At 60.6% G+C, this 16221-nt stretch carries 15 protein-coding genes and 2 pseudogenes; all 17 read left to right on the top strand.

Annotated elements, in window-relative coordinates; all coding sequences use genetic code 11:
- Positions 1–12 precede the first annotated feature (12 nt).
- On the top strand, positions 13–1485 hold the full coding sequence (gene cysS / locus IPF85_RS22940) for a cysteine--tRNA ligase (RefSeq protein WP_343410376.1): 1473 nt from the start codon (positions 13–15) through the stop codon (positions 1483–1485).
- 12 nt (positions 1486–1497) lie between these two features.
- Entirely contained in the window at positions 1498–2244 is a 747-nt protein-coding gene (rlmB, locus tag IPF85_RS22935) for a 23S rRNA (guanosine(2251)-2'-O)-methyltransferase RlmB (protein ID WP_343410375.1), read from the top strand.
- Positions 2245–2369: 125 nt separating this feature from the next.
- Positions 2370–2828 (top strand): YbhB/YbcL family Raf kinase inhibitor-like protein, encoded by a 459-nt coding sequence (locus IPF85_RS22930; protein ID WP_343410374.1) that lies wholly within the window; start codon positions 2370–2372, stop codon positions 2826–2828.
- 9 nt (positions 2829–2837) lie between these two features.
- Complete coding sequence (locus IPF85_RS22925; protein WP_343410373.1) at positions 2838–3659, top strand: FAD binding domain-containing protein; 822 nt, start codon at positions 2838–2840, stop codon at positions 3657–3659.
- A 5-nt stretch (positions 3660–3664) separates the two neighbouring features.
- Positions 3665–3928 carry a hypothetical protein gene (locus IPF85_RS22920; protein ID WP_343410372.1) on the top strand — a complete coding sequence of 88 codons (264 nt, stop codon included), beginning with the start codon at positions 3665–3667 and terminating at the stop codon, positions 3926–3928.
- A gap of 151 nt (positions 3929–4079) precedes the next feature.
- Complete coding sequence (locus IPF85_RS22915) at positions 4080–5900, top strand: ATP-binding protein (protein ID WP_343410371.1); 1821 nt, start codon at positions 4080–4082, stop codon at positions 5898–5900.
- A 125-nt stretch (positions 5901–6025) separates the two neighbouring features.
- A complete protein-coding gene (locus IPF85_RS22910) occupies positions 6026–7225 on the top strand; it encodes an AAA family ATPase (protein WP_343410370.1) in 1200 nt (399 codons plus the stop codon).
- A gap of 15 nt (positions 7226–7240) precedes the next feature.
- Complete coding sequence (locus IPF85_RS22905) at positions 7241–7942, top strand: hypothetical protein (RefSeq protein ID WP_343410369.1); 702 nt, start codon at positions 7241–7243, stop codon at positions 7940–7942.
- Positions 7939–8120, top strand: a pseudogene (locus tag IPF85_RS22900) (DUF1156 domain-containing protein); the annotation flags it as partial. The gene IPF85_RS22905 and the pseudogene IPF85_RS22900, both read left to right, overlap by 4 nt.
- Positions 8121–8574: 454 nt before the next feature.
- On the top strand, positions 8575–8811 hold the full coding sequence (locus tag IPF85_RS22895; RefSeq protein WP_343410368.1) for a DUF1156 domain-containing protein: 237 nt from the start codon (positions 8575–8577) through the stop codon (positions 8809–8811).
- A gap of 238 nt (positions 8812–9049) precedes the next feature.
- The gene (locus IPF85_RS22890) at positions 9050–10273 is read left to right on the top strand and encodes a hypothetical protein (protein WP_343410367.1); all 1224 of its coding nucleotides are present in this window, start codon (positions 9050–9052) and stop codon (positions 10271–10273) included.
- Positions 10274–11434: 1161 nt separating this feature from the next.
- Positions 11435–12352, top strand: a complete 918-nt coding sequence (locus IPF85_RS22885) for a helicase-related protein (protein ID WP_343410366.1) — start codon at positions 11435–11437, stop codon at positions 12350–12352.
- 888 nt (positions 12353–13240) lie between these two features.
- Entirely contained in the window at positions 13241–13915 is a 675-nt protein-coding gene (locus IPF85_RS22880; RefSeq protein ID WP_343410365.1) for a hypothetical protein, read from the top strand.
- Positions 13916–14193: 278 nt separating this feature from the next.
- Positions 14194–14343: a DUF1156 domain-containing protein gene (locus IPF85_RS22875; RefSeq protein ID WP_343410364.1), complete on the top strand. Its 150-nt coding sequence runs from the start codon at positions 14194–14196 to the stop codon at positions 14341–14343.
- Entirely contained in the window at positions 14340–15143 is an 804-nt protein-coding gene (locus tag IPF85_RS22870; RefSeq protein WP_343410363.1) for an ATP-binding protein, read from the top strand. Before IPF85_RS22875 ends, IPF85_RS22870 begins: the two co-directional genes overlap by 4 nt.
- A pseudogene (locus tag IPF85_RS22865) lies at positions 15040–15411 on the top strand (ATP-binding protein); the annotation flags it as partial. The gene IPF85_RS22870 and the pseudogene IPF85_RS22865, both read left to right, overlap by 104 nt.
- A 37-nt stretch (positions 15412–15448) precedes the next feature.
- Positions 15449–15961 (top strand): hypothetical protein, encoded by a 513-nt coding sequence (locus IPF85_RS22860; protein ID WP_343410387.1) that lies wholly within the window; start codon positions 15449–15451, stop codon positions 15959–15961.
- The last annotated feature ends 260 nt before the right edge of the window (positions 15962–16221 follow it).

The raw sequence follows: 16221 nt of genomic DNA, 5'->3' as shown, positions 1-16221 counted from the left end.
GACAGAATGACGATGGCTCTGCAAATCTATAACTCGCTCACACGGCAAAAAGAAGATTTCGTCCCCCTGCATGGCGACCATGTGGGAATCTACGTCTGCGGTCCGACCGTCTATGGCCTGGCGCACGTCGGCCATGCCAAGAGTTACATCAGCTTCGATATCGCAGTGCGCTATCTGCGCTACATCGGCTACAAAGTGCGCTATGTGCAGAACATCACCGATGTCGGCCATCTGACCGATGACGCGGATGAAGGCGAAGACAAGCTCGTGAGGAAGGCGCGCTTCGACCGCGTACATCCGATGGAACTGGCCGAAAGCTACACGCGCAGCTACTTCACCGACATGGACATGCTCAACGTGGGGCGGCCCGACATCGTTCCTCGCGCCAGCGGGCATATCCCTGAGCAGATTGTGCAGATCGAACAACTGATCGCGACCGGCCATGCCTATGTGGTCAACGGTTCGGTCTACTTCAGCGTAGAAAGCGACCCCGACTACGGCAAACTCTCCGGCCGGCGTGTGGAAGACCAGGAAGAAGGCGCGCGCGTGGCCATCAACCCGGAGAAGCGCAATCCAGCCGATTTTGCCCTTTGGAAGCGTGCCGAGCCGGCGCACATCCTGCAATGGCCCTCGCCCTGGGGCGCGGGCTACCCCGGCTGGCACATCGAGTGCTCGGCCATGTCCACCAAGTACCTGGGACAGCCGTTCGACATCCATGGCGGGGGCCTGGAGAACAAGTTTCCCCACCACGAAGCCGAGATTGCCCAGGCCGAATGTGCCAGCAACGACACGCCGTTCGCGCGCTTCTGGATGCACAACAACATGGTGACGGTCAACGGCATCAAGATGGGCAAATCGCTGGGCAACTACACCACCATCCAGGACGCCTTCAAGATCGTCGAACCCCTGGCGCTGCGCTTCTTTGTGCTCAGCACGCACTACCGCTCCAGCACCGACTTCAGCACCGGCGCCCTGGAAGGCGCGCAAAAGGGCTACAGCCGCCTCCTGGGCGCGGTGCGCCTCGTCAAACAAAAACTGAGCGCGGCCGCGGACACGGGTGACATGCCGGCTGCTGTGGCCGGGCTGCTCGACGCGACACGCGCGCGCTTTCGCGCGGCCATGGATGATGATTTCAATACCGCGGGCGCTATCGCCGAGTTGTTCGATTTCAGTCGCGAGACGAACACGCTGCTCAATGCCGCCACGCTGCCCAACCGGGCCACGGTGGCGGCGCTGGACAGCCTGTATGCAGAACTGGTCGGCACGGTGCTGGGCCTGCTGCCCGCCGAGGGTGACAACAACAGCAGGCTGGCCTTGCTGGCCGTGACCGATGGCCTGGTCGCCTATCTGATCGAATTGCGCAACGAGGCCCGTCAGCAAAAGCAGTGGGCGCAGGCGGACGCCATTCGCAACCGACTCAAAGACCTGGGCGTGGCGCTGGAAGACGGTGCGCAAGGCACCGGCTGGCGCCTGGCCGCCGGCTGAGGCGGGCTGCAGATGGCAACTTTCGCCAGTGAATGGCTTTTTGGCCGTCAGGCAGTGCGGGAGATGTTGCGCGCGCGCCGGCGCCGGGTGCAGCGCATCGTGCTGGCCAAAGGCAGCCAGCGCAGCGGCATCATGGCAGAGCTGATCGCGCTGGCGCAAACGGCTCACTGCCCGGCGGCTGAAGGCGACCGCGCATGGCTCGACCAGATCAGCGCCGGCGCCAACCATCAGGGGGTCGTGGCCGAGGTGTCTGCCTATCCCTACAGCGAGATGGACGCCATCCTGGCCGACGCTGGTGAGGCGCCGCTGCTGCTGGCCCTGGATCATGTGCAGGATCCACAAAACCTGGGCACGTTGTTGCGCACGGCCGAAGCGGTGGGCGTGCATGGCGTGCTGCTGCCCGATCGCCGCGCGGCGGGCATCACGGCCACGGTCAGCAACGCGTCGGCGGGCGCGGTGGAGCATCTGCACATCGCCCAGGTCGTCAACCTGACGCGGGCCTTGCAGGATCTGAAGGCCCAGCGTTTGTGGGTGGCCGGGCTGGAAGTGGATGCGCAGGCCATTCCGTTCGATCAGGCCGACCTGGGCGGCCCGCTTGTCCTGGTGGTGGGCAGCGAAGGCCAGGGGTTGAGTCGCCTGGTGCGTGAAACGTGCGATTGGCTGATCAGCCTGCCCATGGTCGGCCAGGTGGAATCGCTCAACGTGGCCGTCGCCGGCTCGATCGTGCTCTACGCCGCCCACAGCGCACGACGCCTGTAACGCAAGCCCCCGGCTTGCTTTATTTTGCTTGATTGGCGCACCAAAGCGTGATTTGTCGCCGGGGGCGTCGTCACGCCGGAGACGTGACCTACGGTTGAGTGGACAGGAAAGTTGCGAGGTCTATCATGGCGTTTATCTTGGAGACAAGTGCATTTCGCGATGGCGATATGATCCCCGCGCGGTGTACCTGCGAGGGGGTCAATGTGTCGCCGGCGCTGACCTGGCGCGGCGCGCCGCCTGGCGTGCAGAGCTTTGTGTTGATTGTGGATGATCCCGATGCGCCGCGCGGGACTTGGACCCACTGGACGCTGTTCAATTTGCCGGTCACGCTCGATCAATTGGCGGAAGGCTGGCAACCCGGCGGCCCAGGCGTCAGCGGTCGCAACGACTCTGGCGAAACGGGCTACAGCGGGCCTTATCCCCCGCGTGGACATGGCCTGCATCGCTACTACTTTCGCCTGTATGCCCTGGACGCGGCCTCCTTGCCTCTGCATGCAGGCGTTGCGCGTGCCGAACTGGAGCGCGCGCTCGCCGGTCATGTGCTGGGCCAGGCCCAGGTCATGGGCAAGTACGAGCGCAAGTAAGGAGTCGTCATGCATCTTGCCGAATACCATCGCCCCGTTGATGTGATGACCGTGCGCCGCCTGCTGGCGCGGACCCCGGCCGTGGCCCTGCTGGCCGGCGGTACCACCCTGGTGCCAGAATTGATGGCTGGCGCCGCCGACACCGTGGTGGACCTGTGCGATTTGCCGCTCGCTTTCGCCGACATCCACCCGGATGGTCTGCATCTCGGCGCGCTGCTGACGCTGGCCAGCCTGACGCCTGCCTCCGCGGCCGCTAGTTGGGCCAACGGACTGCTGGCGCGTGCGGCGCAGGCTGCAGGCCCCATCAATCGCCGCAATGTGGCGACCGTCGGCGGCCTGGTCGCGCGGGCCGATTCCACATCCATCTTCTGGCTTGCGCTCCTCGCCCTGGAAGCGCAGGCGATCGTCGTGGCTGCCGACGGTCCGCCGCGCCAGGTTGCCCTGCGCACCCTGGCCGACATGCCGGCCGACGCGTCGGCGCTGTCAGGACATCTGCTGTTGGAAGTGCTGCTGCCCCAGCGCCTGGCTCAAGCCCGGTATGGCCTGGCGACGGTGGCGCGCACGCCGCGCGATGAGGCCATCGTGGCCGCGGTCGCGGTCGTCACCCCCACTCGGACCACCGTCACCGTTGTCCTGGGCGGCGTGACCGGCCAGCCCCTGGTACTCAGCGGCCTGCAGGAGTTCACACCGGATCCGGCCCGGCTGCCGGAGGCGCTGGCTGATTTGTTGGCCAGGCAGGAGATGGTGTCAGACTTTCGGGGCAGCGCCGATTACCGGCGCCAGATGGCTGGCATTCTGGCGCGGCGCGCCCTGTCGCAGGCGCTGGTCTGAAGGGCGTGTTGACACCCATTCGCAGCGCATGGCCTGACCTGCAACTGATCTGGAGCCGGCTGCAGGGACATCGCTGTGCAAATTGCTGCTTCGGCGAGACGTTCCGCAGCAACGGCGACGGTCAGGTGACGCGTGTTCACCTGTTCTGCCGGGCCGCGCAATCTCGCCATTTCAATCGCCCGGCGCCTCCGGAGCGCTGGTGCGCAAGCTGGACGGCGGGCGAACCTGGCAGCCCTCCGCGTGTCGGCGATCCCGATTTGACCGTTTGAGTCGCCACCGATTTCAATCGGCGGCTCAAATGGCAGAAACCTGCATCTGCTCTCCCGACCGACCGTAGGGCCAAAATCAATCCTGTTGCTCCTGGCATCGTTGCCACATGACATCGTCACAACCACCCGGGGCCGATCATGAGGTTGTGCCGTGAAATTCACAAAAGACCTGTTTCCTCCGGAGACTTCGCCTCTCATCTTGCGCGAAGCAATGACTGCCGTTCTGGCGACCCTGGTCATCATCAGCCTGGGCCTCTACTTTCGCGGGCTGGGCTTGATCTCCGCACGCGCTTTTTTCATCTTGATCGCCGCCTTCGCTCTCGTCAATCTGCTGACCATCCGCCTCAGCTTCTACCTGGTGCGCCGGCGTGAAATGCGCTTGCAGTATCATCGCCAACTGCTGCGCGCCCTCAACCAGGTCAGCGATGTGCTGATCTCCTCGCTACCTGTGCAGGAAGTGCTGCAGACAACGGCCGATCAAATTGCGCAAGCCTTCGATGTACGTACGGTGGCGATGTATGTTCTCGACAGCAAGCGCCAGACGCTCGAGCTGCCGGTGGTGGTCGGCGCTTCGGCCCCGCTGCGCCAGCGCCTGCACGAACATCCCTTGGCGCAGCGTACCCTGGCCGAAAATGGCCCGGTCATCAACACGCTGCTTGCCGATAACGAGGCGTCCGCAGCGCCGGGGGCAGCCAGCGTCCTGTTCTGGGCTATGAGTGTGCCTATGGCCGCGGGCAGCAATCTCCTGGGCGCCATCCTGGTTGCTAATCACACGCCGCCACGCCTGCCCGACGAGTTGGGCGAGATTCTGCAGACGCTCGGTCGCCAATTGGGTACGTGCCTGGAACGAGCTGAGGCGTATCAACGCCTGCAAGCTGAACAACAAAGTCTGGCCCAACGCATCGCTGATTCGGCCGATGCCATCTGGGTGCTCGATCATAACGGCCGCTTGCTGCAGTTCAACCAGAGCGCCAACGCGTTGACCGGTTATGCCGCCGCGGCCGTCATCGGGCAGCCGTGGACCGATTTCGTGCCCCTGGAGCAGCAGGCCAACTTCCAGCGCATGCTCGATTCGGTGCTGGACGGCGACCACCAGATTTGGGAAAGCAGTTGGCGACACCGCGACGGCGCCTGGCTGCTGTTGGAGCTTGGGGCCACGCGGATGGCGGGCATGGCCACTGAACCCGGCGTGCAGTTGATCGCGCGTGACGTGGGCGCACGCACCGCCGCGCAGCGCATGCGTTCGGAGTTCATGGCCGCGGTCTCGCATGAGCTGCGCACACCGCTCTCCTCGGTGATGGGCTATGCGGAACTGCTCACCACCGGTATGGCCGGGGATTTGACGGGCGAGCAGACAGAGTACGCCGGCATCATTCTGAAGAACACGCAGCGCATGCAGCGCCTGGTCAACGACCTGTTAGAAGTATCCAAGCTGGAGGCCGGCCAGTTGGCGTTGAACGTGGAGACGGTGGACCTGAGCATGCTGGCGAGCGGGGTCGTAGATGCCCTGAGGCCGTTGCTGAACGCCGATGGGATGCAGATCGAGGTTGACCTGGCGCCCGACCTGCCCGCAGTACACGGCGATCAACCACGCCTGGAGCAGGTGCTGACCAATCTGCTGGCGAACGCTTCCAAGTACAGCCCATCCGGCGGCCTGATTCGCCTGGTGGGGTATCGCCACGCGCCCGCCGCCGACCCGCTGCGGTTGCAGTTGGCTCTGCCGGCCAATGCCAGCGGTTGGGCCATCATCGCCGTGATTGACCAGGGCATGGGGATTCCGCCCGCAGAAATACCGGGGCTTTTCCACCGCTTTCATCGCGGCCAGACCGCACGCGCCCAACGCGTGGATGGCAGCGGCCTGGGGCTTTACCTGGCGCGCAGTATTGTCGAGGCGCATCACGGTCACGTTGGCGTCAGCAGCGAGGTTGACAAAGGCAGCATCTTCTGGGTTGCGCTGCCGGCATCTGGATGAACCCATTTTGGCGCTCGTCGAATTTCTGAGCGATAATACGCCGCGAGTCTACCGCCGACGCCGACCGTTCAACGATGAATGGCATCCAAGACCGGTCTGTGCGATGAGGGTTCGAAGAGGCAAACATGTTGACTTCGATTACGGTTCGTGGGTTCAAGTCACTAGAGCAAGTGGAGGTTCCGCTCGGCTGCGTCAATGTCTTCATTGGCGCCAACGGCAGCGGCAAGAGTAATTTGCTTGAAGCACTCGGGTTTGTCAGCGCCGTTGCTGAAGGCCGATTAGATGACCAAGCGTTAGCAAGACGCGGTGTAAGAACCAGCGCGCCAGCGCTCTATCGGTCCTCTTTCGCCAAGACCCAGCCCGTAACAGAAACCAGGATCGAGACACGGTTCGATACACCTGACTGCCAGTTGGACTACACACTTCGGTTACTTATGGAAACAGATGAACGTGAGCGACCGTGGCCATTTACTGAGACACGCCTGGTGCGCGATCCAAATAGTCAGGCTGTCCTCTATGAACGTGACACTGGCATACCGGGCATGTTCGCAGCGCCGTCATTGGCGGACGGAATAGCGAATCAACCTATCGGTGACGCGACCAGACTGCGCACGGATGTGTTGGCAGACTATGCTGTCTTTGCACCCAACACACCCACGCTGCGTGGCATGGAAGCGGACATCAGACAACGCATTCCGGTCGGCCTGGCCGGCGGCCAACTGGCTGAAGCGGTTCAGGAATTGCTCGAACCCAGGCAAGGAAAGTTCGGCGCCCTGGACCTGGACAGACTGCTTGAGTTGCTCGATTGGGTGAATGAAATCGCTGTGGTGCCGCCATCGCGTGAGTTGACCTCGGCCAGTGTGCCAACAACGCGCAGCATCATCCGCTTCACGGATCGCTGGATGGGACGCGATCGCAACCAACTCTCGGCTTACGATGCCAGCGAAGGAGCGCTTTACGTGCTTTTTGCCCTGGTGCTGGCGTTGCATCCCCATTCACCGCGGTTATTCGCCATCGAGAACCTGGATCAGAACATGCACCCCAGATTAGCCCGAGCTACGGTCCGTCTCTTCTGCGAATTGATGCTGAAGGCAGAACCTGAACGACAAGTGCTTCTCACAACACACAATCCATTGGTGCTCGACAGCCTGAACCTGCGCGACGACCGCATCCGGCTCTTCACCGTGGAGCGCGACGTCGAGGGCACTACGCGGGTAGACAGGGTGCCGGTGTCGGATGAGATGCTCCGCGTCATCGAGAATGGGCTGTCGCTCTCCAATCTATGGGTGATGGGCCGGTTGGGTGGTGTACCAGATCTGTTCTAAAAAAAAGGACTGAGTATGATCATTGGCACCGTCGTCGAAGGACCAACTGACCGGCTTGTGCTGAAAGCCGTGCTGGGCAAGTTGATCCCAGGCCAGCATCGCTATTTGCCTCTCCAGCCCACCCCAACGTTCGGTGAAACGGGGAGCGGCTGGAAAGGGGTGCGTCGCTGGTGTCGAGAGACGTGGCGCCGGGAAGGTCTTACCCTGGATGCCATCCTTTCGGGCGCAACCGGACCGGCCCTAGACCTGCTCGTCATTCACGTGGACGCCAGTATTGCCGCAGAAGCAGATCTGCAAGAAGGCGATGACGACCCTGTTGCCGATCTCCAACAACCGTGTCCACCCGTTGCTTCGACCGCTATCAGGCTGCGGCAGGTCATCGCGCATTGGCTGCGACAGGACACCCTGCCGTCGAAGGTCGTGCTGGCGATTCCCGCTCAGGACACCGAGAGTTGGACCTTTACCGCACTCTTTCCCGACGACGAGTTATGCACGCGATCCGTATACGAGTGTTTGCGGTCGGGTGCAAACCACCCTGGCTACCGGCTGACGCTCAAGAAGTACGGCAAACTGTTGCGTCGGACCGACGGCCAGATCAAGAAGCCGGAACGCGTCTATCAGACCATCGCACCCCAAGTGGCGGAAGCATGGAAGACCGTTCGCGAACGGTGCTCCCAGGCCGAGCAATTTACGCGGGATGTTGAGCAACACGCATGATTCAGCACCCCAAGAAGAAACTCATCGAAGTCGCCCTCCCTCTTGACGCGATCAACACCGCGTCGGCGCGGGAGAAATCCATCCGCCACGGCCACCCCTCCACGCTCTGTGGTGGGCGCGGCGACCGCTGGCCGCGGCGCGCGCGGTGATCTTCAGCCAGATGGTGGACGACCCGTCCGAACATGCCGAGCTGCTGCTGAGCGACCCGGACAAGCGCCGCGCCGCCAATCGGGAGTTGACCCGGTTGGTGGAAACTGGGCTGACTGAGCAGCACAGCACGCGACGCTGGGCTTATTATACGTTGAACGCGCCCGTGGAGGTGACGATTCAGCCTCAACCAGACACGCCGGAGCGACAAATTCTGGCGCATGTAGCCCAGCACGGAACCATCAAACGGTCGCAGTGCCGGGCGTTGCTTGGCATCACAGAAGTTCAGGCGCGCTATTTGTTGCACAAAATGTGCGATCAGGGCCTGCTTCGGCTAGAAGGAACCCGTAGAGGAGCATCCTATCGGTTGCCGTAGTGTCTGCTCCTGTCGCACAAACGCACTTTGTGATTGTCCGTAAATTGTTCATAATTGTTCATAATTGTTCATAACTCCTAAAAATGTGCTAATAGAACGGGACTTCGCCATGACCCACACTCGCAAGAAACTCATCGAAGTCGCCCTTCCCCTCGACGCGATCAACATCGCGTCGGCGCGGGAGAAATCCATCCGCCACGGCCACCCCTCGACGCTGCACCTGTGGTGGGCGCGCTGTATGGTAAAATACGTGCAGCGTCCATTCACGCGTGAGCCGGATTTTAGGGTGACGAGCGCAAATTATGACTTCGCGGGCCTTCTGGCACGTTCGGAAAGGCCACAATAGTCTTTAGCCAGCTAAGGAGGGTGTCTATGTCGATTGAAGCCAGAAACCGCTTGCTTCCAGATTGGTTCACGCGTATCAGAACGCATCAGACCGTGCTACCGCGTTTTCAAAGGTTCGAAGCGTGGGACCATTCCCGCGTCACTCAGATGTTTAACACTATACTTCAGGATCTACCAGTGGGTGCAGCCCTGATTCTTGAGATAGGTAATGAGGAGCCATTTATCTCACGTACACTCACATGATTCCGCTCCAATATTTCCGACCTGACATCAGCGAACAACAGAGTTTCCGCGAATGGACGAACGAGGCAAGCCACCGGCAGAGAGAACGAGATGAAATTTCCGACCAAGTCTCACTGTTGCGACAAAAGTTCGCGTCCTTCAACCTCCCATTCATGTCCCTTCCAGTGGTCACCAAGAAACAGACTGCTCTAGATGTCTTCATCAAGATGAACACGTCTGCAACCGCTTTGTCCATCTACGACATTGTGGTTGCCCAGGTTGAAGCGGGCATGGGCACGTCATTGCATGATCTGGTGGCGGCTTCGCGCAAAGTCAGCCCTGAGATCTCAGCTTACTACTCCCCAGAAGACCTTACCCTTTATGCCAGTGCTTTGCTCCAGGCCCGAGCGCCGACGAATGCCACCTATATGGCGAAGGATTTCGGATCGCGATTGCTCGCAAATTGGGAGATATTCCTCACCGGAGTGTCCAGAACAGTGGATTTCCTCGAGCAGGAACGAATCTTTGACGCGGCCCGATTGCCTACGGATGTGGTCATCCCAGTGTTGGTCGCCTTGTGGGGGATCGCACCGATAGGTTTGGACGCAGAGGGACGCGCCCGCACCATCCTTCGTAAGTATCTGTGGCGGGTCTTTTTCTCAAGCAGGTACGAGAAATCGACCAATTCGCGGGCGTTAGTCGACTTTAATGAATTGAAGCCATTGATCACGGGGGCTGGTAGTTCCGTACCAAGTATTTTTGAAGATGAATTGAATCCGCTTCCGCAGGCGCAGGAACTAATCGCGGCCGGTTGGCCTGTGCGAAAGGACCGCCTCGCCAGGGCCATCCTGGCGTTAGCGTTGAAGCACGGGGGAGTCGATCTTGCGGATGGTGGCACTGCCACACGGGCAAACCTAGCGAAGCGCGAATATCACCATCTTTTTCCATTCGCACATTTGAACCGGCTTGGCGTTCCCGATGATCAGATCTATCGGTCACTCAATTGCGCCCTGGTGACGTGGCGTACTAACAGAAACATCTCGGATAGAGAACCAGAGGGCTATCTTGCGGAGCGGCGCGACGGTGCGACACTAGGCGAGCATGAAGTTAGACAACGACTCGCAAGCCATCTCATTCCCTACGACGAAATGGTTCAAGGCGACTACCACGCATTCCTCAATAAGCGTGCAGAACTCGTCTATTCGGCAATGAACAAACTCTGCCAAAGTGATGGATCGTAGGGAACTTAATGTCCACATTCACGAGAAAAAAACTCATCGAGGGCGCCCTCCTGCTGCAATCACACCTCCCAGTGACCCTGAGATGGTTTGATTGAGATGCTTGGAAGGCTGTAACATGAACGACAGACACAGGGACCAGGAGTTTGGTTTTACAGATTCCGACCGTTTGCTCCTTCTACGGTTCATGACTCGCCGCGCTATGGCGGAGAGAAGCACAGAAGCAGCCGAGTCCGACGACGGTGTTATTCGATCTGCACCCGATGCCACCCTCGGAGATGCCGCCATTCCGGCGCGTTGGCGCCTGGTGCCCGAAGGTGCTACTCTCTACGAATGGCAGCATGAGTGTCTGAATCGTTGGCTGAAGGATGGACGCGGTACTGTGAAAGTGGCAACTGGCGGCGGCAAGACTCTCTTCGCACTCGCTGCGGCGCAGGCACTGCAAAACGAACGGGAACCAGACCTGCGCATGGTCGTGGTCGTACCCACAATCCCACTCATGTTCCAGTGGCAAGACGAGGCGCGCCGTGGGAACCTCCCGCCTTCCGCCATCGGACTCATGGGAGGGGGTCAGCAACCGCCCTCCCTCTCAACTGTCCGCATCCTTATCTGCGTGCTGAACTCGGCCCGTGAGCGGCTCCCGGATCTTGTCCGAAGAGCGGGCTGGTCCCGGCGGACGCTGCTCGTTGTTGACGAATGCCATCGTGCTGTCGCAGCCCAGGCCAGCCGGATTTTTGACGCCAAGCCGCGGTTTACGATTGGGCTGTCGGCGACGCCGGAACCGGATCTGGAGACGGGCGAGCTACCGAGTGACGCAGCCTACGAGCAGGGGCTGGTAGGGCAGGCGCTGGGGCCCATCATCTACGATTTCACCCTTAGACAGAGCCTCGAAGCAGGCCTTCTTACACCGTTTGAGGTCTGGCACATCGGGTTGTCGCTCTCGCCGCCTGAGGCCGCAGAACATGCTCGACTCAGCCGTGAGATCACCGATCTGCGCAAACCCTGCAGATCCATCACGGCAAGAGTCAGTCGAAGCAAAACTTCCTTGCGTGGTGTCAGACCCAGGCCAGCAGAGGCGGAACTGCCGCAGCCGAGGCCGAACGCTTTATCGGGCTGGCTAGCCGGCGTAAACGCCTGCTCTACCGGGCACACGCGCGCACGGACGTGGCGCTGGGCATTCTGGCGGAGTCCCTGGCCGATCAAGATGCTCGCGCCATTGTCTTTCACGAATCGATCGAGGCTATCGAGAATCTGTTTCTACAAGCGCTCCAGCGAAAGATTCCGGCCGTGCTCGAACACAGCCAGCTTCCAGATGGTCTTCGCGCTGAAAACATCGAGGCGTTTCGAGAAGGTGTGGCCCGGGTCATTATCAGCGCCAAATCTCTCGTCGAAGGCTTCAACGTGCCCTCAGCCGATCTCGGCATCATCGCAGCCTCGTCGAGTTCAGTACGCCAGCGAATCCAAAGTCTCGGACGGATGCTGCGGCGCAAACCCGGTGGCCGAAGCGCGCGTGTCTTCGTGCTTTACGTCCGCGACACTGAAGACGAAGCGATATACGAAAAGGCTGATTGGGAGAACGTCATCGGTGCAGAACGAAATCAGTACTTCATCTGGCGCCCCGGCGACGAGGGCACACGCTGGCCTGAGGGCCTTGAGGTGTCGGTTTCGGCCCCACGGACGTACCGGCCTCCGTCGTGGGAGGTAGATGTCGCCGGGCTTGCACCGCAGAGTCCGTACCCCGGCCAGACACACGGGCGCGAGGTGCGGGTGGATCAAGACGGCAACCTCCGCACCGAAGATGGGACTCTCATTCCTGCCTCACGAGACCTCGTGGATGCAATCATCCAGCACAGCCCCTATCGCCGCGCCAGGATCACGCCGGCCTGCCATCTGATCGTGCGTACGGACTCAGGTGGGGTCGGTGAGGCAAACTGGCGCTTTCTGGGCCTGATCGATGATGTGCCTGAATCTAATACTACCACAGTCATTCACTTGAGAGTCATGACCACATCGGGGAGACGCATGATTGCCCGCGACGATGAACGGCGCAAGGGGAACATCTCCTTCGCGCTGGGGACCTGACGCCAGCCGAACGCCCGAGGCAGGACAGGCGCGCGACCGGCTTCTTGAGTGGATCCGGCGTGAGGAGGGACGGTTGGCTCGGCAGATTCGGGAGCTCTGCTGGGATGGCGGCACAAAATACTGGCTGGATGTTGAGGGCGAACGTATCTCCCATGAGGTACTGCTCGCTCCACTGGAGTTTGCCCAATGACGACCTTCACATTTCAAGCCCTGGCGTCTCCCTTTTTGCGCTGGTGGGGGCCGTACTCACCTTCACGAGGGGACCATTCGGGCTTCCGGTTCCACCACAATCGACCTGGTACTTGGGTAGGCAATCAGTATGGGCAAGAATTTTGGCCGATCGTAGATTCTCCCGGCGCCAGGGCGTTAACTGCCGTTGTACAGGATCACTGGAGTGGTGGTCGCATTTTGCTGCTCCCGAATGGTCTCGTGATCAAGCCGCTCCAGCACGACGATGAGGTGAGCGTACGCGTGATCATTGGTTTCTTTTCTGGACCCGTTGTGCTCGAGCAACCAGGCGGTGGAGTGTTCGACTTGAGCAACCCCGGTACCCTGGCACCGGGGGATCCTTGGCCAGGGCCGAAAACGATCGGGATTGAGTGCAACATTCAGGCTGACGGTTCACTCGACAGCAGTTGGTATTTCCCGACCACGTGGGGACGCGATGAGGTTCAAATGCAGGTATGCGGCCCTGACACTCAGATGGCGCAGGGCTTCAAAAAGGCTCGCCCAGCAAGCTGGGGAGGGGCGCGTTCGCGTGACCGCCAATGGCCACGTTTTTACAAATCGCAAGGAGTGGGACGGTACCTGGATTTCGCTCTACGTAGGGCGGATTGTCCCCGAGTCTTGGCGGTTTCAACCAGAATGGATTGGAAAGGAGTATATGACATGACAACACCAACTCTCTATCGCGGTGTTTGGCCGCAGAACGTGAGCAAACTCGCAAAGTACGCGGTCCGGTTCCTGGACGGCGCTTGGAAGATTACAGTGCTTTACGAAGCTGGTGGTGGATTACGCTACCTGGCCGTCGAGGGGGCCGGAGCCGACCTCGCCCAGCGGATAAACACAGTGAAATCGGCGCTACGTGTTCAGCCTGGCGGCGCCTTCTACGTGAACGAGTACCGGCATGTGATTGTCCCGGTCGCTGATATGTCTGGATCAGGCTTTGGATCCCATTACTACTATGCGTGTCGGCTCGACACTGATTTGAGCTTCGAGTTCGAGGGGCGACCGCTGACGACGAAGCCGATCACGATGGACGGTGCGTCGCTCAATCCGGGCGACCGCTGGGTAGGCCCGCGGCCCGGCATTCCCTATGTGCTTGCCGCTGGTGGGGCAGACATTTACTGCGAGTCGCCCGCACTGACCGACGATAGTCCGCCGCGCGTACGCCCTTCGATGACCCGTCGGATTCAACTCGGAAAGATCCTGGGTGACAAGGCGGCCGTGGCGTGCGGTGCAACCAGTGTCAAGCGTACGCGGGTATCAGGGTGGGCGCTTCTACGTGAACGAGCATGGCGCCATGTTCACGCCTGTCGGCGCCGGAGATGGCAATGGCATTGACTTCGTCTATTGCGGTCAGATTGATAGAGCCGTCTGGTTCCCAGAGCCTCCTGTCGAGAATGACGTATCGTGAGGTGAAAACTGACCGAAGTCGTCCTGCCCTCGTAGTGGGCGCGGCGACCAGGGTTGTTGGAGTCGGTGACGCCCATCGCCTCTAAGATGGGTCTGTTGGGCCGTCAAGGGCGTACATCGTTGGACACGTTGTTTGTTGTCACAGCGCCTATTCGTACTCTATTAGCAAAATTCGCTAATAGAGTCCAAAACTGGATGTCATTGCCATGACCCACATCCGCAAGAAACTCATCGAAGTCGCCCTCCCTCTTGACGCGATCAACACCGCGTCGGCGCGGGAGAAATCTGTCCGAAGGGGTCACGGCCATCCGAACAGGCTGCGCCTGGGGTGGGCACGTGGGGAGGCGCCCGGATGAACGTTGATCTGACCCGACTTCAAGCCTGGTTGAGCGCCGGGGAGGACGAGCACCTGGAGTTCAAAGAGGCGAGGAATCGCTACGACTTCGAGGAACTGGTCAAGTATTGCGTGGCGCTTGCCAACGAGGGCGGCGGAACGATGATCTTAGGCGTCACGGACAGGCGGCCCCGGCACGTCGTCGGCAGCCATGCCTTCACCGACCTGGAGCGCACGAAGGCCGGCTTGATCGAGCGGCTGCGGCTGCGCGTGGATGTTGCAGTCCTTCAGCATCCCAATGGCCGCGTGATCGTGTTCAGTGTTCCCTCGTTTCCCACGGTTTCGATCCAATACCACGGCGCCTACTGGATGCGGCGGCGAAGACCTGATCCTGATGACCCCCCGGATTTGCTCAAGCGCATTTTGATGAGGCTGGCGGACTTCGGCGGAAATCTGCCCTCAGGCCGTAGCTGGCCGACCTCGATCCTGCGGCCATCGGCCACTCCTGCCATGTGGCAGCGCAAGTCGGGCAACAAAGCCCTCGAAGCGCTTCCTGTCGCGCAACTCCTGGCGGACGCCGAACTGGTGGTGCGCGGCGGCGTGACCTACGCCGCGCTGGTGTTGTTTGACACGCACCAGGCGCTCGGCCGGTATCTGGGCCAGGCAGAGGTCATCTTCGAATACCGTTCGAGCGATGTCACTGGCCCGGCCGCCCAACGTGAGGAATACCGCCAGGGCTTCTTTCTGTTCCAGGACGAGATCTGGCACAAGATCAACCTCCGCAACGACAAACAGCACTTTCAGTACGGCTTGTCGCGCTGACGTGCCCACCTTCAACGAGGCCGCGGTGCGCGAAGCCATCCTCAACGCCGTCAGCCACCGGGATTACCGTCTGCCGGGGTCCGTCTTTGTGCGCCAGTATCCCCGCCGCCTGGAGGTCGTGAGTCCAGGCGGGTTTCCTCCGGGATCACCCTCGAAACATCCTCTCGGCGGCAGGCGCCGCAACCGGCGGATTGCCGAAGCCTTTGCGCGCTGCGGCCTGGTCGAGCGAGCGGGCCAAGGCATGAACCGGATCTTTGAGGAGTGCATCCGCGAGAGCAAGCCGCAGCCGGACTTCCGCCATAGTGATGCGTACCAGGTGGCGCTCACCCTTCACGGCGAGATTCAAGACCCACAGTTCTTACGTTTTCTGGAACAGGCCGCGCTCAGAACGGCTGGTTGCGTTTGTCACGCAGGACTTCCTCCTTCTCGACCTGGTGCATCGCGAACAGCCGATTCCGATCGTTTCCGAGATCGACTGCCTTTCCTGGCTGATCGGCGATCGATCGGAACGCACCGGCCGTGGCCGCGGTGTGCGCTATATGCTATCGCGGGCTTTGTATGCCTTCCTGGGGCAGGGTGGTATCTATACCCGCAAGAAGGGGCTTGATCGCGAAACGAACAAGGCGCTCTTGTTTAAGCATATCCAAGACAACCGAACCGAAGGCACTCAGTTTGGCGAACTAACCCAAGTGCTTCCATCACTCACGCATGATCAGGTACAGCGCCTCCTGCGCAACATGCAGGCCGACCGGCAAATTCACAAGGTAGGCCGCACCAGGGGCGCGCGTTGGTTTCCCGGTCCAGGCGCAGTAGAGTAAGCCCAATAGGGCGACTGGCAGCAATTACGTCGCGGATTCCGTTTGACGTAATTGCGACGTAATCTTTGACGCAATTGAACCGAGACACACTTTTTTCAGGAGACCACCTCCTGACTGGTCGACGCGTATCGCTTTGGATGTACCTAATTGCGTGTTGCGCAATTATGACACGTAATTGCATAAGCAAGCCATGAGCAAACTCAGCCCAGGAAATAGTATGACCCACACTCGCAAGAAACTCATCGAAGTCGCCCTTCCCC

This window comes from Candidatus Amarolinea dominans, from assembly GCF_016704685.1.
Lineage (GTDB): Bacteria > Chloroflexota > Anaerolineae > SSC4 > Amarolineaceae > Amarolinea > Amarolinea dominans.
The sequence above is the reverse complement of the archived record's forward strand: the minus strand, read 5'-3'. Positions and strand labels throughout refer to the sequence as shown.